The sequence below is a fragment of the Jiangella endophytica genome, assembly GCF_003427025.1.
Taxonomy (GTDB): Bacteria; Actinomycetota; Actinomycetes; order Jiangellales; family Jiangellaceae; genus Jiangella; species Jiangella endophytica.
The window spans coordinates 25,044-46,979 of the sequence record NZ_QVAI01000003.1 but is presented as its reverse complement, the minus strand read 5'-3'; the positions used below and the strand labels follow the sequence as shown (position 1 = coordinate 46,979).

Here is a 21,936-nt window from a genome sequence, read left to right as displayed (position 1 = left end):
GTGACCGTCGTCGACCGCGCCCACGTCGTCACCGTCGACGCGGCCGGCACGGAGCACGAGGTGGGCCACGTGGTCGTCGAGGGCGGCCGCATCGCCGCCGTGGGCCCGGGCAGCGCGCCGGCCGCCGCCCGGGAGGCGGCCGGCCGCTACGTCGACGCGGGCGGCTGCCTGCTGACTCCGGGCCTGGTGAACACCCACCACCACCTGTACCAGTGGGCGACCCGGGGCTGGGCGGTCGACGACCCGCTGTTCGGCTGGCTGACCACGCTGTACCCGGTGTGGGCACGGCTCGACGAGGACCTCGTGTCGGTGGCGGCGACGGCGGCGCTGGTCCGGCTCGCCGCCACCGGGTGCACCATGACCGCCGACCACCACTACGTCTTCCCGCGCGACGGCGGCGACGTCCTCGGCGCGACGATCGACGCCGCCCGCCGCGTGGGGCTGCGGTTCCACGCCAACCGGGGGTCGATGGACCTCGGGCGGAGCAGCGGCGGGCTGCCGCCCGACACCGTCGTGGAGGACCTCGACCGGATCCTGGCCGCCAGCCACGACGCGATCGACCGCTGGCACGACCCCGCGCCGGACGCGATGACCCGCGTCGGCCTGGCACCGTGCTCGCCGTTCTCCGTCACCGGCGACCTCATGCGCGAGTCGGCCGGTCTGGCCCGCGCGGACGGCGTCCTCCTGCACACGCACCTGGCGGAGACGGCGGACGAGGACGCGTTCTGCGCCGAGCGGTACGGCTGCCGCCCCTTGGAGTACGCCGAGTCGCTGGGCTGGGCCGGCCCGGACGTCTGGTACGCGCACGGCGTCCACCTCACCGACGACGAGGTCACCCGCATCGGCCGCGACGGCACCGGAGTCGCGCACTGCCCCACGTCGAACGCCCGGCTCGGCGCCGGCATCGCTCCAGTGCCCGCCCTGCTCGGCGCGGACGCCCGGGTGGGTCTCGGCGTCGACGGCGCCGCCAGCAACGAGTCCGGCGACCTGTGGGAGGAACTGCACCACGCCGCGCTGTTCGCCCGGGCCCGCGGCGGGCCGCGGGCGCTCACCGTTCGTGCCGCGCTCCGGCTGGCCACCGTCGGCGGCGCCGAGGTACTCGGCCGCGCCGCCGACACCGGCTCGATCGAAGTGGGCAAACTCGCCGACCTCGCGCTGTGGCGGCTGGACGGGCTCCCCCACGCCGGCGTCGCCGACCCGGTGGCCGGGCTGGTGCTCGGCAGCCGCCCGCCGCTGGAGCTGCTGACGGTGGGCGGCGAGGTCGTGGTCGACGGCGGGGTCGTCACGACGGTGGACGAGGCCGCGCTCGCTCGCGCCGCCGAGCGCGTCCACCGCACGCTGACCTCGTGAGCTCGGGTTACGCGAGGGCGAGCACCGCGGCCTCCAGCGCGTCGACGGCGGCGGCGACGTCCTCGAGGCGCACGGACTCGGCGGGCTGGTGGCTGATGCCGTCGTGGCAGCGGATGAACAGCATCGCGACCTCGGTGACGGCCGCCAGCGCCATGGCGTCGTGGCCGGCGCCGCTGAACAGCACCATCGGCTCGGCGTCGCCGGTGCCGCGGATGCCGGCGGCGACGGCGGCACGCAGCCGGTCCGAGCAGTGCACGGCCGGCGCCGCGTGCAGCAGCGTGGTCGCGAACGTGACGCCGCGCCGCTCCCCGACCTCGGCCATGCACGCCTCGATCGCGGACCACAGCCGGTCGCGGACGGCGTCGGCGGCGGCGCGCAGGTCGAGGCTGAACGCCACCCGGCCGGGGATGACGTTGACCGCTCCGGGCCACACGCTGAGCCGCCCGACGGTCGCGATGCCTCCGGTCTCGCGGGCCAGCCGCTCGGCCGCGACCACCACCTCGCTCGCCGCCACGAGGGCGTCGCGCCGGTGCTCGTACGCCGTGCCGCCGGCGTGCCCGGCCCGGCCGGTCGCGGTGACCGCGATCCGCAGCGCGCCGGCGATCGAGCCGACGACGCCGAGAGCACGGCCGGCCGCCTCGAGCGACGGGCCCTGCTCGATGTGCGCCTCGAGGTAGGCGACGAGGTCGCCGGGTGCCCGGGCCGCCGTCGCGATGCGGGCGGGGTCGAGGCCGAACGCCTCGAACGCCGCTGCCAGGGTGACGCCGTCGCCGTCGCACAGCTCCCACCAGGTCTCGTCCCACGTGCCCGCGAGCGCGCGACTGCCCAGCAGGGCCGCGCCGAACCGGGTGCCCTCCTCGTCGCCGAACGCGGCCACCTCGACGGCGAACGGCAGCGGGCGGCCGGACGCGGCCAACCGGCGCACGACCTCGATCGCGACGACGACGCCGAGGATGCCGTCGTAGCGGCCGGCGTCGGGGACGGTGTCGAGATGCGAGCCGAGCAGGACGGCGGGCAGCCCGGGCCGCACGCCCTCGAGCCGGCCGCACCGGCTGCCCGCCGCGTCGATCCAGGTACTCAGGCCCGCCTCGGCCAGCCACCGTCCGGCCAGCGCGTTGGCCCGCGCGTGCTCGGGGGTCAGGGACAGCCGCGTCAGCCGCGGCGGATCGGCCGTGACGGCGGCCAGCTCGTCGCAGCGGGCCAGCACGCGGCGGGCGTCGGCGAGTCCCGCGGCACTCACGCCGCCACCTCCGCGGCCAGTGCCGCCGCGGCCGCCGACCGCACCGACGCCGTCAGGGCGGCCAGCGCGGGTGAGTCCAGCCGCCAGCGCTGCCAGTACAGGGCGACGTCGAGGTGCCGGCCGGGGGCGAGATCGACCAGCCGGCCGTCGCGCAGGTACGGCCCGGCCAGCTGCACCGGGACCATGCACCACGCCAGCCCCAGCGCCGCCGCCTCGGCGAACCCGGTCGACGACGGCAGCACGGTGACCGGCGGCTGCGTGCCGGGCGGCCCGGCCAGCAGTTCGGCGAACCGTGACTGCAGGCGGTCCTTGTCGTTGTAGCTCAGCACCGGCGCGGCGGCCAGCGCGCGGGCGGTGAGACCGTCGGGGAAGTACCGCCGCCGGAACTCCTGCGACGCGACCGCCACGTATCGCATGGCGCCCAGCATCCGCACGCTGCAGCCCCGCACCGCCTGTGCGTCGGCCGTCACCGCCGCCATGACCGACCCGTCGCGCAGCAGCGCCGCCGAGTGGTCCTGGTCCTCCTGGTGGATCTCGAAGCAGGCCGCGTGGTCGCGCGCCAGCCCGGCCAGCGCCGGCAGGAACCAGGTGGCCAGCGAATCGGCGTTGACCGCCACCGGCAGCCGCGGCTCGGCGGCGCCCCCACCGCGCAGGGCGCCCAGGGCCTCGGCCTCCAGCAGCCGGACCTGTCCGGCGAACCGAAGCAGGACGCGGCCCGCCTCGGTGGGGCCGGCCGGACGGCTGCGCCGGACCAGCACCTGCCCCAGCCGCCCCTCCAGCGCCTTCACCCGCTGACTGACCGCCGACGGGGTGACGTGCAGCCGGCGCGCGGCGGCGTCGAAGCTGCCCTCCTCGACGACGGCGGCGAAGGCGGCCAGCTGGGCGCGATCGATGTCTGAAGCAGAGCTAACGGACATGAAGAAACTTTAGCTGGACCGGCTAATCCGCCGCACCTAGCGTCACCAGGGTGTCCACCGCACTCCTCGGGTTCGCCACGTCGCTGTCGCTCATCGTCGCCATCGGCGCGCAGAACGCGTTCGTCCTGCGTCAGGGCGTCAGCCGCCGGCACGTCCTGCCGGTCGTGCTGGTCTGCGCCGTCGCCGACGCGGCGCTGATCGGCGCCGGGATCGCCGGGCTCGGCGCCGCGCTGACCGACCGGCCGTGGGCCGTCGCCCTGGCCCGCTACGGCGGCGCCGCGTTCGTCCTGGGTTACGCGGTGCTCGCCGCCCGGCGGGCGCTGCGACCAGGTGCGATGACGGCCGCCGGGCGGGTGGCGCCGACCCTGCGGGCGGCCGTCCTCACCTGCCTCGGCTTCACCTTCCTCAACCCGCACGTCTACCTCGACACCGTCGTGCTGCTCGGCGCCCTGGCGAACCAGCACGGCGACGACGGCCGCTGGCTCTACGGCCTGGGCGCGGCGACCGCGAGCGTCACCTGGTTCACCGGCCTGGGCCTCGGCGCCAGGGCGCTGAGCCGCGTGTTCGAGCAACCGCGCGCCTGGCGGCTGCTGGACGGCGTCATCGCCCTGGTGATGGCGGCGATCGGCGTACGGCTGCTCCTCGGCTGAGCGGCGGTACTGTGAAGCTGCGCGTGCGGCGGCCGGCGGCACCGGGTCCCGGCCGGGGGGACCACGCGTGAACGAGGCGTTCGGTGGATCTGACGACCGTGCGAGAGTTCCGCCGGCTCGCCGGCCGCGACGACGTCGGGTCCTGGCGAACCGGCGACGCCTACCTGGCCGGCGGCACCTGGCTGCTCTCCGAACCCCAGCCGTCGGTGCGGCGACTCGTCGACGTCACGGCGCCGGACTGGCCGGCGCTCGAGGTGTCGCCTGACGGCCTCGAGATCTCCGCCACCTGCACCCTCGCCCGGCTGGCCGCCGCCGCGGGCGACCCCGCCCCGTCCCTGCGCGGCCCGGGCCGCACCGGCGGCGACGGCGCCGCTCCGGCCGCGTTGCCCGCCGGCTGGACCGTCGCCCCGCTGATCCGCGACTGCGTCGACGCGCTCGTCGCCTCGTTCAAGATCTGGCACCTCGCGACCGTCGGCGGGAACGTGTGCCTGGCGCTGCCCGCCGGCTCGATGATCTCGCTGCTCACCGCCCTGGACGCGACGACGCTGGTGTGGCGGGCGGGTGGCGTGGACGAACGCGTGCCGGTCGCCGGTCTCGTCACCGGATACGGCGTCACGGCGCTCGGACCCGGCGACCTGGTCCGGTCCTTCCACATCGGTGTTGCGGCGCTGCGGGCCACGACGGCGTTCGCGCGGGCGTCGCTGTCGCCGCGGGGCCGCTCCGCCGCCGTGGTCATCGCCCGCCGCGACGAGGACGGCTCGGTGACGGTCTCGGTGACGGCAGCGACCCCGCACCCCTACGTGCTGCGCTTCGACCGGCCGCCCGGCGAGCGGGAGTTCGCCGCGGCCGCCCGGTCGGCCATCGGCGACGACTACACCGACGACGTGTACGGCGCTCCGGACTGGCGGCGGCACCTGGTCGCGGTCCTCGGCGCGCGGGCGCTGACCCGGCTCGCGAGGCGGCCGGCGCCATGAAGGCCGAGATCAACGGTGTGCCGGTCGCCGCCGACGCAGTGCCCGGTCAGTGCCTGCGTGGCCTGTTGCGCGAGCTGGGCCACGTCGAGGTGAAGACCGGCTGCGACGCCGGCGACTGCGGGGCCTGCACGGTGCTCGTCGACGGCGTCCCGGTGCACTCGTGCCTCTACCCCGCCGCCAGGGCCGCCGGCCGCCGGATCGTCACCGTCGCGGGCCTGCCCGGCGGCGTCGCCGGCCGGTTCCTCGACGCGCAGGGCTTCCAGTGCGGGTTCTGCACCGCCGGGATGATCGTGACCGCGAGCTGCCTGCCGGAGGGCCTCGACGGCGACGAGACCGGCCGGCTGCTCAAGGGGAACATCTGCCGGTGCACCGGCTACCGGTCGATCCGTGACGCGCTGGCCGGCAAGGTCAACGTCGAGCCGGCCTCACCCGCGGGCACCGTGGCGGCCGGCCGCAGCGTCGCCGCGCCGGCCGGACCGCGCATCGTCGCCGGCACCGAGCGGTTCACCCTCGACGAGCCGCGGCCCGGGACGCTGCACGCGGCCGTCCTGCGCTCGCCGCACCCGCACGCCGTCGTCGACCGCATCGACACGACCGCCGCCGAGGCGCTGGACGGTGTCGAGCTGGTGCTGACCCATCGCGACGTGCCGCGGGTGTACTTCTCCACCGCGCGGCACCATCATCGCGAGGACGACCCGCGCGACACGCTGATCCTGGACCGCGAACTGCGCCACGCCGGCCAGCGCGTCGCCGTCGTCGTCGCCTCCTCGGCCGCGGTCGCCCGCGAGGCCTGCCGTCTGATCGACGTCGACTACCGGGTCCTGCCCGCCCTCCTCGACGCCGAGCGGGCCCGCGACCCGGGCGCCCCGCTGGTGCACGGCGACAAGGGCCCCGAGGCCGCCATCGCCGACCCGGCCCGCAACGTCGTCGCGGAGATCTCCGCCCGCGTCGGAGACGTCGAGGAGGGGCTCGCGGCGGCGGCCGCGGTGTACGAGGGCGAGTTCCGCACCCACCGCGTGCAGGCCGCGCACCTCGAGACGCACGGCGCGGCCGGCTGGCTGGACGACGACGGGCGGCTGATCGTGCGGACCAGCTCGCAGGTGCCGTACCTCACCCGCGACGAGCTGTGCCGGCTGCTCGGCCTGCCGCGTGACCGGGTCCGGGTGGTCACCGCGCGGATCGGCGGCGGCTTCGGCGCGAAGCAGGAGCTGCTGGTCGAGGACGTCGTCGCGCTCGCCGTCCTGCGCACCGGCCGGCCCGTTCAGCTGGAGCTGACCCGGTCCGAGCAGTTCACCGCCACGCCCAGCCGGCACCCCATGCGGATCCGGATCAAGGCCGGCGCGGACGCCCGCGGCCGGCTCACCGCGCTCGCCGTCGACGTCCTCTCCGACACCGGCGCGTACGGCAACCACGGGCCCGGCGTGCTCCTGCACGGCTGCAACGAGTCGCTGGCCATGTACCGCTGCCCGAACAAGGCGGTCGACGCCGCCGCCGTCTACACGCACACGCTGCCGGCCGGAGCGTTCCGCGGCTACGGGCTGGGGCAGCTGTTCTTCGCCGTCGAGTCCGCCGTCGACGAGCTCGGCCGGCGGCTCGGCGTCGACCCGTACACGATGCGCCGGCGCAACGTCGTCCGCGCCGGCGACCCGATGGTGTCCTATGCGGCCGACGACCCGGACGACATCGAGTACGGCAGCCACGGCCTGGACGAGTGCCTCGACCTCGTGCGGTCGCGGCTCGCCGCCGGCGCCGGCGCCGCGGCACCGCCCGCGTGGCGGACGGGGACCGGCATCGCCGTCGCCATGATCGACACCGTCCCGCCGCACGGCCACCGCGGCGAGGCGTCGATCGAGCTGCTCCCGGACGGCACCTACGCGCTGAGCACCGGGACCGCCGACTTCGGCAACGGCTCGACCACGACACACGTGCAACTCGCCGCCACCTGCCTGGCGACGTCGACGGCACGCGTGCGGCTGCGCACGGGCAGCACCGACACCGTCGGCTACGACACCGGCGCGTTCGGCTCGACCGGCGTGGTCGTCGCCGGGAAGGCCGTCGTCATGGCGGCGTCGCGGCTCAGGCACGCACTGGTCGCCGCGGGTGCCGCGGCACTGGGCGCGGACCCCGGTGACTGCTCGCTGCGCGCCGACGGCGTGCACGCGCCCGGCGGCGCGTCGGTCGGCCTGGCCGCGCTCGCCACCGCGGCCGGGCCGGCCGGGTGGCAGGCCACCGCGGCCGACGACGGCTCGCCCCGGTCCGTCGCCTTCAACGTGCAGGGCTTCCGGGTCGCCGTCGACGAGACCACCGGCGAGGTCCGCATCCTCGAGTCCGTCCACGCCGCCGACGCGGGGACGGTGCTCAACCCCGAGCAGTGCCGCGGCCAGGTCGAGGGCGGCGTCGCCCAGGGCATCGGATCGGCGCTGTACGAGGAACTGGTCATCGGGCCCGACGGGGTCGTGGTCACCGACACGCTGCGCAAGTACCACGTCCCGCTCGAGGCCGACGTCCCCGCGACGACCGTCCTGTTCGCCTCGACCTACGACGAGATCGGCCCGCTGGGCGCGAAGTCGATGAGCGAGTCGCCGTGCAACCCGGTGGCCGCGGCCCTGGCCAACGCCGTCCGCGACGCGACGGGGGTGCGGCTCGCCGAGCTGCCGATGAGCCGCGACCGCGTCTGGCGCGCCCTCAGCGGTCGCCCTCGCACCACTCGTGGGTAGCCCTAGCGGTATACACCCGAGAGAATCGCTACCCGCGCACGGCGTGAAGAGGTCACCTTGGCCCGGGCGATCGAACACGCTCTCGACGAGGCCGATGAACGGGAGTTCTGGCTGGCCGTGCGCACCGAACACGCCGCGATGACCGCTGACGAGCGGCGTGCGTACGTGTCGAACCCTGCCCTCGGCGACCATCTCGCGGACGCCAGCGACGTGCACCTCGTCGGGTGGGACGTCGGTTCGGACGAGCCGACGACACCGTCCTCTTCGAGATCGACCTCATCCTCCGGCGTCTGCTCGCGCTCCGAGTGCTCCCGTCAGCGCAGGCCGTTGAGTGTCGCCACCTCGATCAGCAGGCTCGGGTCGTCGGTGATGATGCCGTCGACGCCGAGATCGATGAGGCGCTGCATGATCCCCGCGTCGTTGACGGTGTACGGGATCACCTTGACGCCCTGCCGGTGCAGCCGGTCGATCTGCGGGCCGTGGAAGTAGGCCGGGTCCTCGCGCAGGTACCAGTCAGCCGACTCGACGACGCCCTGCGAGGGATCGTGGACCTGCCAGTTGGCCGACACCGTCGAGGCGCCCGCCCGGCGGGTCATCCGGCCGAGGTCGCGGACGCGCCACCAGTCGATGCCGTCGGTCCACGGGCTCGTCACCGCGGGGTCGCCGTACTTCGCCTGCAGCGAGCACTCGTCGGCCGGCGAGGCGCATTCGGCCGGTCCGTACTGCCAGACCAGCGCGACGGTCTCGATGTCGCGGTCGAGGCGGCGGGCGTAGCGGATGGTGCGCCAGTCGAACGACTGGATCGTGGCGCGGCCGACCAGGCCCGCGTCCTGGAGGGCGTCGACCAGCTCGCGGGTGAACTCGCGGTACGGCGCGGTGTCGTCGACCAGCGGGCTGATCTTCGTCTCGATGTTGAGCCGGACGTCGTCGCGGCCGCTGGCCTCGACGAGGTCGAACACCTCGTCCAGCGTCGGGATGCGCGCGCCCGGCGCCGGCACCTGCTCGGGCAGCTCCGGCAGCGTCCTCGTCCCGCAGTCGATCGTCCTGAGCTGGGCCAGCGTGAGGTCGCGGACGAGGTCGCCGACGTACGGGAAGTCGGGGTCGCCGGGGGTGGCGGGCGCGGTGTCGACGCAGTGCGAGCCGTTGACCGCACGGTCGTGGCTGACCACCAGCACGCCGTCCTCGGTCACGCCGGTGTCCAGTTCCAGCGTCGAGACGCCGTCGTTCGCCAGCGCGTGCTCGAACGCGGGCAGCGTGTTCTCCGGCCGGTCCCAGCGCCCGCCGCGGTGCGCCTGGACGTCGAACGGCGAGGCGATCGGCTCGGGCAGCCGGAACCCGCGCCCGGCCAGGACGGCGCGCAGCCGGTCCGGGTAGTCGGTGATGATGCCGTCGACGCCGTCGTCGATGAGCTTCTCCATCGTGGCGGGGTCGTCGATGGTCCACGGGATGACCTCGATGCCGGCCCGGTGCGCCGAGCGGACCATCTCGCGGGTCACGTACGGGACGTAGTCCGGGTCGTCGACGGAGCCGCCCTGCGGGAAGCCGTGCACCGGCGAGAACGCGTCGGCGCCGAAGGACCGGATCGCCGCGATCGGGTCGCCGCCGAAGTCGTCGATGTCGATGCCGCCCAGCCACGGCGAGGCGCCCGGCCTGCCGGTCTGCAGGAAGTCGTGGTTGGTGAGTGCGACCAGCGGCAGCCGCGGCGCGACCTCGCCCATGCGCATCAGCGCGCCCCAGTCGAAGGACTGGATGGTCACCTGCCGCTCCATCCGGGCCTCGCGGATCTCGCGGGCGACGACCTGGACGAACTGCTCGCGCGGCGCCGTCTCGTGCGGCGCGCCGGCCTCGACCTTCGTCTCGATGTTCAGCATGACGTCGTCGGCGTCGTACCGCTCGACCAGGTCGAACACCTCGCTGAGCAGCGGCATGCCGGCGCCCGGCACGACCTGCTGCTGCGGGTACCCGGCCAGCTGCCTGCTGCCGCAGTCCAGCGTGCGCAGCTGGGCCAGCGTGAGGTCCTTGATGTAGTTGCCCTGGGCGTACGGGAACCGCGGGTCGCCGGGCGTGACAGGCTGGGTGTCGGCGCACTTGGCCGGGTTGATCCGGCGGTCGTGCGTCACGACGGCGTAGCCGTCGGCGGTGATCTGGATATCCAGCTCCAGCGTCGTCACGCCCAGCTGCAAGGCATGGCCGAACGAGGCGAGCGTGCTCTCGGGCCGCAGCCCCAGACCGCCACGATGGGCCTGCAGGTCGAACTCGGGGGCCGGCGTCGCCTGCGCCGGCGCGGCGAGCAGACCGGCGCCCAGCACGGCGGCCGCGACGGCGGTACGCACGATTGGCATCGACATGGCGCCGATCGTGTCCACGCCGGTTGAACACCGCGGGGTGCCCAGGTGACGGGCAGCCGACATCAGGTCGGCGGGCGGGCGCTGACCAGACCGGTCTGGTAGGCGACGACGACCAGCTGGGCGCGGTCGCGCGCGCCGAGCTTGATCATGGCCCGGCTGACGTGCGTCTTGGCGGTCGCCGGGCTGAGCGAGAGGGCGGCGCCGATCTCGGCGTTGGACAGGCCGGTGCCGACCAGCGCCAGCACCTCGCGCTCGCGCTGGGTGAGCACGCCGAGGCGGTCCTCGGCCACCTGGTACGCCGACCGGACCGCCGTGAACTGGGCGATCAGCCGCCGCGTGATCTTCGGGGCGAGCAGCGCCTCGCCCGCGGCGACAACGCGGATGGCGTGCAGCAGCTCCTGCGGCCCGGCGTCCTTGAGCAGGAACCCGCTGGCGCCGGCCTCGAGCGCGTCGAACACGTACTCCTCGGTGTCGTACGTGGTGAGGATCAGCACCTTCACCCGTTCCAGGCCGGGAATGGCGGCGATGCGGCGGGTCGCCTCGATGCCGTCGAGGGTGGGCATGCGGATGTCCATCAACACGACGTCGGGGCGCGACTCGCGGCACCGCTCGATCGCCTCGGCGCCGGTGGCCGCCTCGCCGACGACGTCGATGTCGTCCTCGACGTCGAGCAGCACCCGGAAGCCGGCGCGGACCAGCACCTGGTCGTCGGCGAGCAGGACCTTCACCGGCTCGGTCATCGGGCAGCGGCCTCGACGCGGTTCAGCGGCAGCCGGGCGCACACCCGGAAGCCGTCGCCGTCGGGACCGGACTCGAACGTGCCGCCCAGCAACTCGCACCGCTCGCGCATGCCGGCCAGGCCGCGGCCGGGCTCGACCGGCGGGCCGGCCGGTCCGCTCAGGTCGCCGCCGTCGTCGGCGACGACGACCCGCAGCTCGCCGTCGCGCCGTTCGAGGCCGATGGTGACCCGGGCCGGCCCGGCGTGCCGGATGACGTTCGTGATGCCCTCCTGGACGATGCGGTAGGCGGCGCGGTCGACGGCGTCGGGCAACGCCCCGGCCGGCACCGACCCGGTGACCGTGACGTCGAGACCGGCCCGCCGCGCCACCGCGACCAGCTCGTCCAGCGCGCCGAGGCTCGGGCCGGGCGAGCCGTCGTCGTCGCCGCGCAACACGCCCAGGACGGAGCGCATCTCGCGCAGCGCCCGGGCGCTGGTCTGCTCGATGGTCAGCAGCGTCTCGCGGGCCCGCTCCGGCCGCTTGTCCAGCACGTGCGCCGTGACCCCGGCCTGCACGTTGATGATCGCGATGGCGTGCGCGACGGTGTCGTGCACCTCGCGGGCGATGCGCAGCCGCTCGGCGTCGACCCGGCGGCGGGCGACCTCGTCGCGGGTCCGCTCGGCCACCTCGGCCCGCTGGACGGCGTCGGCGGCGATGACGCGGCGCGAGCGCACCGACTCGCCCAGCGCGGCCGCCATGATGGTCGCACCGATCCGGAACGCCAGCCAGCCGATCCCCGCGGCCTCGGTGTCCGCCGTCGCGATCCAGACGATGGCCAGCACCGTCAGTCCGTTCGCGACGACCACCAGCGAGCGCCGGCCGTCGCCGTGCGCCGTCACCGTGTAGATCGCCACGAACAGCGACAACCAGCCCGGGCCGTCGGGGAACCCGGATCCGAAGTAGGCGACGCTGACCAGGCCGGTCACGATGAAGACGGGGACCGGCCAGCGCCGCCGAACCAGCAGCGCCAGGCCGCTGATCAGCAGCAGCGCGTTGCCGGGGATGCCGAGCGCCTCGGCCGGACCGCCCAGCTCGGGTTCGCGCTCGATCGCCGAGTGCGTGCCCTGCACCTGCAGCAGCGTGACGAAGCCGGCGATCAGCACGTCCTGCGTGCGCACCGACAGCGTCGGGAGGCGCCGTACCAACCGCTCCATGGCAAGTGATCGTAGCCAGGTGCGCCGACGCCCCGCGTCGTCCATGCGGCGCACGGGCCTACTCCCAGGGGCGTAGCGGGCCGCGCTCCGCGGCGGACGACGGCGACCGGGCCGGGCTTCGAGGATCGCGGTATGACGACTACACCGACACACAGGCCGGGGCCGCTGGGGCGGCTGGCCGGCGTGGCGTTCCGGCATCGCCGGCGGGTGCTGATCGGCTGGGCGGCGGCGCTGGCCGTCGCCGCCGGGCTGGTCGCGGCGTTCGGCGGCGACTACGAGGTGGACTACTCCAGCCCCGGCAGCGACTCGCAGCAAGCCCAGCGGCTGCTCACCGACCGGTTCCCCGCGCAGGCCGGCGAGCCGGTCGACGTGGTGGTCCGCTCCGACGCGCCGGTGACCGACCCGTCGGTCCGGGCCGAGGTCGGTGCGCTGCTGGACGAGTTGCGCACGCTGCCACACGTCACCGCCGTCGACGACCCGTACACGGCACCCGGAGGGCTGGCGCCGGACGGCCGGACGCTGACGGCGCGGCTGAACCTCGGCGTCGACGCGCCGGAGAACATGCCGGTCGAGGACACCGAGCGGCTGCTGGCCGCGGCCGACGCGGCCTCGCGGCCGGGGCTCGATGTCGTCATGGGCGGCGACACCATCCGGATCGCCGAGTCCGGCGAGTTCGGCGGCGAGCTGGTCGGGCTGGTGGCCGCGGCCGTGATCCTGCTGGTGACGTTCGGGACCGTGGTCGCGGCCGGGCTGCCGATCGGGGTCGCCGTCGCCGGGCTGGCGGTCAGCTCGACGCTGGCCGGCCTGGTCGCGGCCGTGATGGAGGTGCCGGACTGGGCGCCGATCCTGGCGTCGCTGCTGGGTATCGCGCTGGGCATCGACTACGTGCTGCTCATGGTGACGCGGTTCCGCGAGTGGCGGTCGGCCGGGCTCGCGCCGGAGCGAGCCGCCGTCGCCACGCTGGACACCGCCGGGCGCGCGGTCATGGTGGCCGGCGGCACGGTGATGATCAGCATGTTCGGGCTGTTCGCGATGGGGCTGTCGTTCATGCGCGGCGCGGCCGTGGTGACGATGGTCGCCGTCCTCGTCGTCATGGCGGCCGCGGCGACGCTGTTCCCGGCGCTGCTCGGGTTCTTCGGGCACCGGATCGAGCGGTGGCGGCTGCCGATCGGGCGGCGGCGCGCTGCGGTGACGGTGGCCGAGGGCGGGCATCTGGCGCCGTCGAGGGCCTGGCTGCGGTGGAGCCGGCTGATCGAGCGCCGCAACGTCCTCGCGGTCGTGCTGGGCGGCGGGCTGATGCTGGCGCTGGCGGCGCCGTTCCTGGGCACCCGGTTCGGTTTCCCCGACGCCGGGAACGACCCCGCCGAGCACTCGGCGCGGCAGGCGTACGACCTGCTCGCCGACGGGTTCGGCGCCGGCGCGAACGGGCCGTTGCTGCTGGTCGCGGAGCTGCCCGACGCCGGCGACGCGGACGTCCTGCCGGCGCTGGGTGAGGCGGTCGCCGCTGCGTCGGGCGTCGCCGCCGTGCTGCCACCGGTGGTCACCGAGGCCGGCGACGCCGCGCTGCTCACCGTCCTCCCCTCGACCGGCCCGCAGGACGCCGCGACCGAGGACCTCGTGCACGTGCTGCGCGACGAGGTGCTCCCGGGCGCGGCCGTCGACGTGCACGTCGGCGGCGTGACGGCCGCGGCGATCGACGTCAACGAGTCGATGGCCGACGGGCTGCCGCTGCTGATCGGCGGCGTCGTGACGGTGTCGATGGTGCTGCTGCTGGTGTCCTTCCGCAGCATCGTCGTCATGCTGACCGCCGCGGTGATGAACCTGCTCTCCGTCGCCGCCGCCTACGGTGTCGTCGCGCTGGTGCTGGACGGCGGCTGGGTCGGCCGGCTGATCGGCGTCGAGACCGAGACGCCGATGCCGGCCTACGTGCCGGTGGTGATGTTCGCCGTGCTGTTCGGGCTGTCGATGGACTACGAGGTGTTCCTGATCAGCCGGATGCGCGAGTCGTGGCTGCGCACCCGCGACAACGCCCGCGCGATCGTCGACGGGCTGGCCGGGACCGGACGGGTCATCACCGCCGCTGCGGCGATCATGGTGACGGTGTTCGCCGCGCTCGTGCCGAACCCCGACGTCGTGCTGAAGTCGCTCGGCGTCGGCATGGCGGCGGCGATCCTCATCGACGCGACCATCGTGCGGATGCTGCTGGTGCCGGCCGTCATGCACGTGCTCGGCCGGGCCAACTGGTGGTCGCCGCGGTGGCTGGACCGCCGGATGCCGCAGCTCTACGTCGAGGGCCGGCCGGAGCTCTTCCTCCCGGCGACCACGGAGCGTGAGCGGGAGCCCGCGGGCGCGGCGTAGGCCTCCGCGAAGGACGCGGCGAGGAACGAACGGGGACCGGCGAGCGCCGGTCCCCGTCGTGCGTCAGGACTCGCCCAGGATGCCGTCGACGAAGGCTTCGGGGTCGAAGGGGGCGAGGTCGTCGGGACCCTCGCCGAGGCCGACCAGCTTGACCGGGACGCCCAGCTCCCGCTGGACGGCGACGACGATGCCGCCCTTGGCGGTGCCGTCGAGCTTGGTGAGGACGATGCCGGAGACGTCGACCACCTCGCCGAACACCCGGGCCTGCACCAGGCCGTTCTGCCCGGTGGTGGCGTCGAGGACGAGTAGGACCTCGTCGACCGGGCCGTGCTTCTCGATGACCCGCTTGACCTTGCCCAGCTCGTCCATCAGGCCGACCTTGGTCTGCAGCCGGCCGGCGGTGTCGACGAGCACGACGTCGGCCTCCTGCTCGATGCCGGCCCTGACGGCGTCGAACGCGACGCTGGCGGGGTCGCCGCCCTCGGGACCGCGGACGGTGACCACGCCGACGCGATCGCCCCAGGTGGTGAGCTGGTCGGCGGCCGCGGCCCGGAACGTGTCGGCCGCGCCGAGGACGACGTCGCGGTCCTCGGCGACCAGGACGCGGGCCAGCTTGCCGACCGTCGTCGTCTTGCCGGTGCCGTTGACGCCGACCACCAGGACGACGGCGGGCCGGCCGTCCTCGACGTGCCGCTCCGTGCGCAGCGCGCGGTCGAGCGTGGGGTCGACGAGGGCGAGCAGCTCCTCGCGCAGCAGGGTGCGGGCGGCCTCGGGGCTCTGGATGCCCTCGACGCGGGCCCGGGTGCGCAGCCGCTCGACCAGCTCCTGCGACGGCGCGACGCCGAGGTCGGCGGTGAGGAGGGTGTCCTCGATCTCTTCCCACGTCTCGTCGTCGAGCCGCTCGCGCGACAGCAGGCTGAGCAGCCCCTTGCCGAGGCTGGACTGCGAGCGGGCCAGCCGCGAGCGCAGCCGCGTCAGGCGTCCGGCCGCGGGCTCGGGACGCTCGATCGGCGCGACCTCGGGCTCGACGGGCTCCTCGAGCGTCTCGGGCAGCTGGACGTCGGCGATCGGCGTGTGCGGCGCCTCGGCCGGCGCGGTGGCGTCGTCGCCGACCCCGGGCTGGTAGTCGACCCCCGGCCGCGGCGGCGGCGCCTCGACCTGCCCCCGGCGGCGACGAGGGATCAGGAACGCCGCCAGGGCGATGCCAAGAACGACCACGACGGCTACGACGATGACGATGTACTCCACGGCCGCCATCCTCGCACGTCGCTACGGCAAGCCCACACCAACGCCCGGACCACATCGGGTCCGGGCGGGTCCGCGGTCAGGCGGCCCGGTGGCGCACCTCGGCCGCTCCCGCGATGCGGGGCAACGCCGACGGCGCGGCGGCCGGCCGCACCTCCGCCTCCGGTATGACCGGCTCCGGCATGACCGGCGCCGCCGGCTCCGCCATGGCCACCTCCGGCGCCGCCGGCTCCGGCGTCGCCACCCGCGCCGGGCGGGTCAGCCGCCGGGCGATGCCTCGGCGGGCGACGCGCAGGGCGTGGAACGTCGTCTCGCGCGAGTCGTCCAGGCGGGCTAACGCAAGAAATCGCCAGCGGCGCAGCCTGCGCCGCACCACCGCCGATCCCGCCAGATGGTAGTAGGCCCCGACGGCGGCCAGTACGACCGTCGCCACCATCACGATCACCAGCATTGCCACGACCACTGCCGTCATGTGACACCCCCGTTGGTCACAGCAGTAACATCATTCACTTCCGCACCACCGACGGTAGCGTAGGAGTGAGCCCCTCTCCCGAATGACGCGCGGCGTGTCCGCGTGGTTGCCCGCGCGTCACAGGGACCGTTCCACTACCCACGGACGCGCGACCTACTCCCCGCCGCGGTGTCAGACCGGCTCGGACTCCCGGATGCGCTGCGAGATGACCGCCGTGACGCCGTCGCCGCGCATGGAGACGCCGTAGAGGGCGTCGGCGATCTCCATGGTGCGCTTCTGGTGGGTGATGACGATGAGCTGGCTGCGCTCGCGGAGCTCCTCGTAGATGTTCAGCAGCCGGCCGAGGTTGGTGTCGTCGAGCGCCGCCTCGACCTCGTCGAGGATGTAGAACGGGCTCGGCCGGGCCTTGAACAGCGCCACCAGAAACGCGACGGCGACCAGCGACCGCTCGCCGCCGGAGAGCAGCGACAGCCGCTTGACCTTCTTGCCCGGCGGCCGGGCCTCGACCTCGATGCCGGTGGTGAGCATGTCGTCGGGCTCGGTGAGTACCAGCTTGCCCTCGCCGCCGGGGAACAGCCGCGAGAAGACGTCGGCGAACTCGCGCGCGGTGTCCTCGAACGCCGACGCGAACACCTGCTGGACGCGGTCGTCGACCTCCTTGACGATGTCGAGCAGGTCGCGGCGGGTGTTCTTGAGGTCCTCGAGCTGCTCGGTGAGGAACGCGTGCCGCTCTTCCAGCGCCGCGAACTCCTCGAGCGCCAGCGGGTTCACCTTGCCCAGCGCGGAGAGTCCGCGCTCGGCCGCCTTGAGCCGCTTGAGCTGCTGCTCGCGGACGTACGGGATCGGCTCGCGGGGCTCGCCGTCGTCGCCGGGCGGGACGGGGACCGGCAGGTGCGGGCCGTACTCGTCAACGAGGGTCGCCCCGTCTACGCCAAGATCCTCCAGCGCCTTGGACTCCAGCGCCTCGACCCGCATGCGGTGCTCGGCGCGGGCCAGCTCGTCGCGGTGGACGGTGGACGTGATCTCGTCGAGCTCGGTGGACACCTCGCGCACGCGCACGCGCTCCGCCGACAGCGCCTCCTCGCGCGACGCCCGCAGCTCCTGCACCTCGTCGCGCTCGGCGGCTGCCAGCTCCAGCGAGCGCTCCAGGTGCCGCAGCACGAGCACGGCGCCGCGGCCGACCGCGTCGGCGACCCGGGCCTCCGCGGCGCGCCGGCGGGCGGCGGCGACGGCGGCCTCACGAGCGGCCCGCTCCTGCCGGGCGGCCCGCTCGAGGCCCTCGGCCCGGCCGGTCAGCGCACGAGCCCGCTCCTCACCGGTGCGCAGCGCCAGCCGCGCCTCGGTCTCGGCCTGCCGTGCGGCGCGGGACTGCTCGGCGAGGCGGTCGCGCTCGTCGGTGGACGGCTCGACGTCGTCGTCGCCGGACTCCTCGGCGGCGGCGAGCCGCTCCTCCATCTCCTCCAGCGCGCCGAGGTCGCGGTCGCGCGCCTCCTCGGCCCGGGCGACGGAGTCGGCCAGCCGCTCGGCCTCCTCGGCGGCGGCGCGCGCCGTGCCGCTGAGCCGGCCCAGCTGCTCGGCGACGGAGGACAGCTCGGCGTCGGACTCGCGCAGCTTCGTCAGCGCGGCCGACTCGGCGGCGGCCGACTCGGCCCGGGCCCGCTCGGCGGCGGCCAGCTTGCGCCCGAGGTCCTCGGCCTTGCCGGTGGCGAGGGCGAGGCGGTCGGCGGCTTCGTCGACGGCGGCCTGCACCTCCAGCAGGCTCGGCGCGCTGCTGGACCCGCCGTAGGCACGGTCGCGGCCGAGCAGGTCGCCGTCGCGGGTGACGGCCACGAGGTCGGGCAGCTCGGCGACCAGCGCCCGAGCCGCGGCGAGGTCGTCGACGGCGGCCATGCCGCGCAACAGGTGGGTGAGCGCGGGCCGCAGCTCGGCCGGCGCGGTGACGAGGTCGACGATGTAGCGCAGTCCACCCGGCAACGGCTGCCAGGCGCCGGGGTCGTCGTACGCCGCGCCACCGACCAGCAGCCCGGCCCGGCCGAGGTCCTCGTCGCGGAGCAGCCGCAGCGCGGCGACGGCGTCGTCGACGGTGCCGACGGCGACGGCGTCGGAGGCGGCGCCCAACGCGGTGGCCACCGCGGCCTCCCAGCCGGCCTCGACGGTGAGCAGCGCGGCCACCGACCCGAGCACGCCGGACAGGCGGTCCGACGCCGCCAGCAGCGCCTCGGAACCGTCGCGGCGGGCCAACCCCATCTGCAGCGCCTCGTGCCGCGCCACCAGCGCCGCCCGCTCGCCCTCGGCGGCCCGCTCCTGCTCGCGCAGCTTGGTCAGGACGCCGTCGGCGGCGGCCAACGCGGCGGCGGCTCGCTCGTGCTCGCTGTCGAGGCCGTCCTCGCCGACGGACAGCCCGGCGATGGTGGTCTCGAGCGCGGTGTACTCGTGCTCGGCCGCGGTGGCGCGGCGCAGCGCCTCCTCGCGGGCGGCGGTCAGCCGGGTCAGCTCGGCCTCGGCCGCGGCGGCGCGGCGGCGGGCGCCGTCGAGCTGGCCGGACAGGCGGGCCATGCCCTCGCGGCGGTCGGCGCTGGCCCGGACGGCGGCGGCCAGCCGGCGTTCCTCGGCCTCGGCCGCCTCCTCGGCGGCGCGGCGGGTCTCCAGCGCGTCGTCGAGCGCCTCGCGGGCGGCGGCGATCTGCTCCTCGAGCTCGGCCTCCTGCTCGCGGACCGCGGCCGCCTCCTGCTCCAGCTGGTCGGGGTCGCGGCCGGACCGCGGCGCTTCGCCGGCGGCGGACAGGTGCCGGGCTCGCTCGGAGGCCAGCGACGCGGTGCCGCGGACCCGCTCGCGCAGCCCGGACAGCTGGTACCAGGCGTCGGAGGCCTGTGCCAGCCGTGGCGCCACCTGAGCGACCTCGGCCTCCAGCCGGGACTCTGCAGCGCGGGCCTGCTCCAGCGCGCGGGCCAGCTCGGCCTGCCGGGACCGCAGCGCGGTCTCGTCGGCGACCTCCTGCTCGAGGCTGGCCCTGGCCTGCACCAGCTCGTCGGCGAGCACCCGCAGCCGGGAGTCGCGCAGGTCGGACTGGATGGTGGCGGCCTTGCGGGCCAGCTCGGCCTGCCGGCCCAGCGGCCCCAGCTGGCGGCGCAGCTCCGCGGTGAGGTCCTGCACGCGGGTGAGGTTGGCCTGCATCGCCTCCAGCTTCCGCAGCGCCTTCTCCTTGCGCTTGCGGTGCTTGAGGACGCCGGCCGCCTCCTCGATGAAGCCGCGGCGGTCCTCGGGCGTGGCGGACAGGACGGCGTCGAGCTGGCCCTGGCCGACGATGACGTGCATCTCGCGGCCGATACCGGAGTCGGACAGCAGCTCCTGCACGTCCAGCAGCCGGCAGGCCTGGCCGTTGATGGCGTACTCGGAGCCGCCGTTGCGGAACATCGTCCGCGAGATGGTGACCTCGGCGTACTCGATCGGCAACGCACCGTCGGTGTTGTCGATGGTGAGGACGACCTCGGCACGGCCGAGCGCGGGGCGCCCGGCGGTGCCGGCGAAGATGACGTCTTCCATCTTGCCGCCGCGCAGGCTCTTGGCGCCCTGCTCGCCCATGACCCAGGCCAGGGCGTCGACAACGTTCGACTTACCCGAACCGTTGGGACCGACGACACAGGTGATGCCCGGTTCCAGACGCAGCGTCGTCGAGGACGCGAAGGACTTGAATCCCCGTAACGTCAAGCTCTTCAGGTGCAATAGACCGACTCCCCTGGTGTGGGGGCCAGCCTACAGCCGCGACCGTCAGGTCAAGGCTGGTTGCGGCACCTGAGTGTCGTCGAGCGTGAGTCGGCTGTGGTCCACCGCTGCCTCGGCGAGCTGGTCGTTCTCGACCTGGAGCCGCAGTACCTGCGCCTCGAGATCGGTCACCCGCCTACGCAAGCGCTGTACCTCGGTAGCGAGCCTTGGATCAGTTCCCCCGACATAACCCAACAGCGCCTTCGCCATTGTCGAAGCCCTCCAGAAGGCCTGAGAATGTGATGATCAATTTTCGTGTGTGACGCGGCACCCGTCTGACCGTAGACGCACAGGCCGCAACGCATACCAGCATCGCACCGGACCTGCCTCTCGGTCAACCTGTTCCGGTGTTTCGGTCATCACCTCTCACCAGCGCGCATGCCGCGGACGGGGCTGGCAGCGAGGGCAGGTGTATGACGACCGGTTCATGAACGGGTCACGCCTGATCGGGGTGCCGCAGCGGTGGCACGGACGCCCCTCCTGGCCGTAGGCGTCCAGCGAGCGGTCGAAGTAGCCGCTCTCGCCGTTGACGTTGACGTAGAGGCTGTCGAACGACGTGCCGCCCTGTCGCAGCGCGGCCGCCATGACCTCGCGCACCGACTGCAGCAGCCGGGTCACGTCGGGCCGGCGCAGCGTGTCGGTGGGCCGCGCGAAGTGCAGTTTCGCCCGCCACAGCGCCTCGTCGGCGTAGATGTTGCCGACGCCGGAGATCAGCGACTGGTCCAGCAACGCCCGCTTGACGCCCGTACGGCGGCGGACCAGCGCCTGCCGGAACGTCTCGTCGTCGAACGCGGGATCCAGCGGGTCGGGCGCGATGTGCGCGATGGGCACGGGCACGCCGTCCGGCCCGAGCCCGGCGACGGCCAGGCCGCCGAACGTGCGCTGGTCGACGAAGCGCAGCTCGGGGTCGCCGTCGGCGAAGACGAACCGCACCCGCAGGTGCGTCTCGTCGGGGACGGCCGCCGCCTGGACGAGCAGCTGGCCGCTCATGCCGAGGTGACCCACGACCGCGCGGACGCCGTCGTCGAGCGGCAGCCACAGGTACTTGCCGCGCCGCCGCGCGTCGGTGAAGGCGGACTCGACCAGCGAGCCGGCGAAGTCGGCGGGGCCGGCGACGTGCCGGCGGACGGCGCGGTGGTGCGCCACCTCGACGTGGTCGATGACACGGCCGACGACGTGAGCGGCGAGGCCGCGGCGGACGACCTCGACCTCAGGTAGTTCGGGCACCGGAGTCGCCGGCCGGGGCCTGCTCCGCCTCGGCGGCCTCGCTGAGCGCCTTCCAGGCCAGCTCGGCGGCGCGCGCCTCGGCCTCCTTCTTGCTGCGGCCCGTACCGGTGCCGCGCACCTCGCCGTTGACCACGACGTCGGCGGTGAATGTCTTCGCGTGGTCCGGGCCGTCTTCGGCGATGCGGTACTCGGGAACGCCGAGCGCGTGCCGCGAGGTGAGCTCCTGCAGCGACGTCTTCCAGTCCAGCCCGGCGCCGAGCAGCGCGGACGCCTCGATGAGGTCGTCGACCAGGCGGTGCACCAGCGCGGAGGTCTCGACCAGCCCGCGGTCGAGATAGACGGCGCCGATCAGCGCCTCGACGGTGTCGGCGAGGATGGACGACTTGTCGCGCCCGCCGGTGGTCTCCTCGCCGCGGCCGAGCCGGACGAACCGGCCCAGCTCGAGCTCGCGGGCGACGGACGCGAGCGCGCGCATGTTGACCACGGCGGCCCGCAGCTTCGCCAGCTGCCCCTCGGACAGATCAGGGTGCAGCCCGTACAGCGCGTCGGTGACGACGAGGCCGAGCACGGCGTCGCCCAGGAACTCCAGTCGCTCGTTCGTGGGCAACCCGCCGTTCTCGTACGCGTACGAGCGGTGGGTCAGCGCCAGCTGCAGCAACTGGGGGGCGATGGGCACGCCGAGACGCCCCTCCAGCACGGACAGGGGTGGGGGCTCGGCCGTCACCAGGGGGCTCCTACGCGAG

General features: G+C 74.7%; 16 protein-coding genes and 1 pseudogene. 5 read left to right on the top strand and 12 right to left on the bottom strand.

The genetic code is table 11. The features are described 5' to 3' along the window. Nucleotides 1-1,350, top strand: coding sequence for an 8-oxoguanine deaminase (locus DZA62_RS07200; protein ID WP_408618431.1), 1,350 nt, complete (start codon nucleotides 1-3; stop codon nucleotides 1,348-1,350). A 7-nt stretch (nucleotides 1,351-1,357) separates the two neighbouring features. Here the strand turns inward: DZA62_RS07200 and DZA62_RS07195 are convergent, their stop codons facing one another. Next, nucleotides 1,358-2,590, bottom strand: a complete 1,233-nt coding sequence (locus tag DZA62_RS07195; RefSeq protein WP_116948208.1) for an allantoate amidohydrolase — start codon at nucleotides 2,588-2,590, stop codon at nucleotides 1,358-1,360. Beyond that, nucleotides 2,587-3,507 carry a LysR family transcriptional regulator ArgP gene (locus DZA62_RS07190; protein WP_116948207.1) on the bottom strand — a complete coding sequence of 307 codons (921 nt, stop codon included), beginning with the start codon at nucleotides 3,505-3,507 and terminating at the stop codon, nucleotides 2,587-2,589. The genes DZA62_RS07195 and DZA62_RS07190 overlap by 4 nt, the downstream gene beginning before the upstream one ends. A 50-nt stretch (nucleotides 3,508-3,557) precedes the next feature. On the opposite strand from DZA62_RS07190, the gene DZA62_RS07185 reads away from it, so the two are divergent. The 3 genes from DZA62_RS07185 (at nucleotide 3,558) to DZA62_RS07175 (ending at nucleotide 7,848) form a co-directional block, all read left to right on the top strand. Then, on the top strand, nucleotides 3,558-4,157 hold the full coding sequence (locus DZA62_RS07185; RefSeq protein ID WP_116948206.1) for a LysE/ArgO family amino acid transporter: 600 nt from the start codon (nucleotides 3,558-3,560) through the stop codon (nucleotides 4,155-4,157). An 83-nt stretch (nucleotides 4,158-4,240) separates the two neighbouring features. Beyond that, on the top strand, nucleotides 4,241-5,131 hold the full coding sequence (locus DZA62_RS07180; protein WP_116948205.1) for an FAD binding domain-containing protein: 891 nt from the start codon (nucleotides 4,241-4,243) through the stop codon (nucleotides 5,129-5,131). After that, the gene (locus DZA62_RS07175) at nucleotides 5,128-7,848 is read left to right on the top strand and encodes a molybdopterin-dependent oxidoreductase (RefSeq protein ID WP_116948204.1); all 2,721 of its coding nucleotides are present in this window, start codon (nucleotides 5,128-5,130) and stop codon (nucleotides 7,846-7,848) included. Before DZA62_RS07180 ends, DZA62_RS07175 begins: the two co-directional genes overlap by 4 nt. A gap of 314 nt (nucleotides 7,849-8,162) precedes the next feature. Here DZA62_RS07175 and DZA62_RS37520 read toward each other — a convergent pair whose 3' ends face one another. From DZA62_RS37520 to DZA62_RS07160, 4 genes and pseudogenes are all read right to left on the bottom strand, one after another. Next, nucleotides 8,163-8,444 carry a glycerophosphodiester phosphodiesterase gene (locus DZA62_RS37520; protein ID WP_408618429.1) on the bottom strand — a complete coding sequence of 94 codons (282 nt, stop codon included), beginning with the start codon at nucleotides 8,442-8,444 and terminating at the stop codon, nucleotides 8,163-8,165. A gap of 144 nt (nucleotides 8,445-8,588) precedes the next feature. Continuing rightward, nucleotides 8,589-10,196 (bottom strand): annotated as a pseudogene (locus DZA62_RS07170) (glycerophosphodiester phosphodiesterase family protein); the annotation flags it as partial. A gap of 62 nt (nucleotides 10,197-10,258) precedes the next feature. Continuing rightward, nucleotides 10,259-10,936 carry a response regulator transcription factor gene (locus tag DZA62_RS07165; protein WP_116948202.1) on the bottom strand — a complete coding sequence of 226 codons (678 nt, stop codon included), beginning with the start codon at nucleotides 10,934-10,936 and terminating at the stop codon, nucleotides 10,259-10,261. Further along, complete coding sequence (locus DZA62_RS07160; RefSeq protein WP_116948201.1) at nucleotides 10,933-12,129, bottom strand: sensor histidine kinase; 1,197 nt, start codon at nucleotides 12,127-12,129, stop codon at nucleotides 10,933-10,935. Before DZA62_RS07160 ends, DZA62_RS07165 begins: the two co-directional genes overlap by 4 nt. 132 nt (nucleotides 12,130-12,261) lie before the next feature. On the opposite strand from DZA62_RS07160, the gene DZA62_RS07155 reads away from it, so the two are divergent. Next, the gene (locus DZA62_RS07155; protein ID WP_116948200.1) at nucleotides 12,262-14,487 is read left to right on the top strand and encodes an MMPL family transporter; all 2,226 of its coding nucleotides are present in this window, start codon (nucleotides 12,262-12,264) and stop codon (nucleotides 14,485-14,487) included. A 63-nt stretch (nucleotides 14,488-14,550) separates the two neighbouring features. Here the strand turns inward: DZA62_RS07155 and ftsY are convergent, their stop codons facing one another. The 6 genes from ftsY to rnc form a co-directional block, all read right to left on the bottom strand. Beyond that, nucleotides 14,551-15,735 carry a signal recognition particle-docking protein FtsY gene (ftsY, locus tag DZA62_RS07150; RefSeq protein ID WP_116948589.1) on the bottom strand — a complete coding sequence of 395 codons (1,185 nt, stop codon included), beginning with the start codon at nucleotides 15,733-15,735 and terminating at the stop codon, nucleotides 14,551-14,553. Between the two features lie 76 nt (nucleotides 15,736-15,811). Continuing rightward, complete coding sequence (locus tag DZA62_RS07145) at nucleotides 15,812-16,204, bottom strand: hypothetical protein (protein WP_198663502.1); 393 nt, start codon at nucleotides 16,202-16,204, stop codon at nucleotides 15,812-15,814. A 171-nt stretch (nucleotides 16,205-16,375) separates the two neighbouring features. Continuing rightward, nucleotides 16,376-19,927 carry a chromosome segregation protein SMC gene (gene smc / locus DZA62_RS07140; protein ID WP_116948198.1) on the bottom strand — a complete coding sequence of 1,184 codons (3,552 nt, stop codon included), beginning with the start codon at nucleotides 19,925-19,927 and terminating at the stop codon, nucleotides 16,376-16,378. 45 nt (nucleotides 19,928-19,972) lie between these two features. Next, complete coding sequence (locus tag DZA62_RS37515; protein WP_116948197.1) at nucleotides 19,973-20,176, bottom strand: hypothetical protein; 204 nt, start codon at nucleotides 20,174-20,176, stop codon at nucleotides 19,973-19,975. 156 nt (nucleotides 20,177-20,332) lie between these two features. Further along, nucleotides 20,333-21,193: a bifunctional DNA-formamidopyrimidine glycosylase/DNA-(apurinic or apyrimidinic site) lyase gene (gene mutM / locus DZA62_RS07130; RefSeq protein WP_116948196.1), complete on the bottom strand. Its 861-nt coding sequence runs from the start codon at nucleotides 21,191-21,193 to the stop codon at nucleotides 20,333-20,335. After that, on the bottom strand, nucleotides 21,177-21,920 hold the full coding sequence (gene rnc / locus DZA62_RS07125) for a ribonuclease III (protein ID WP_116948588.1): 744 nt from the start codon (nucleotides 21,918-21,920) through the stop codon (nucleotides 21,177-21,179). The genes mutM and rnc overlap by 17 nt, the downstream gene beginning before the upstream one ends. Nucleotides 21,921-21,936 lie beyond the last annotated feature (16 nt).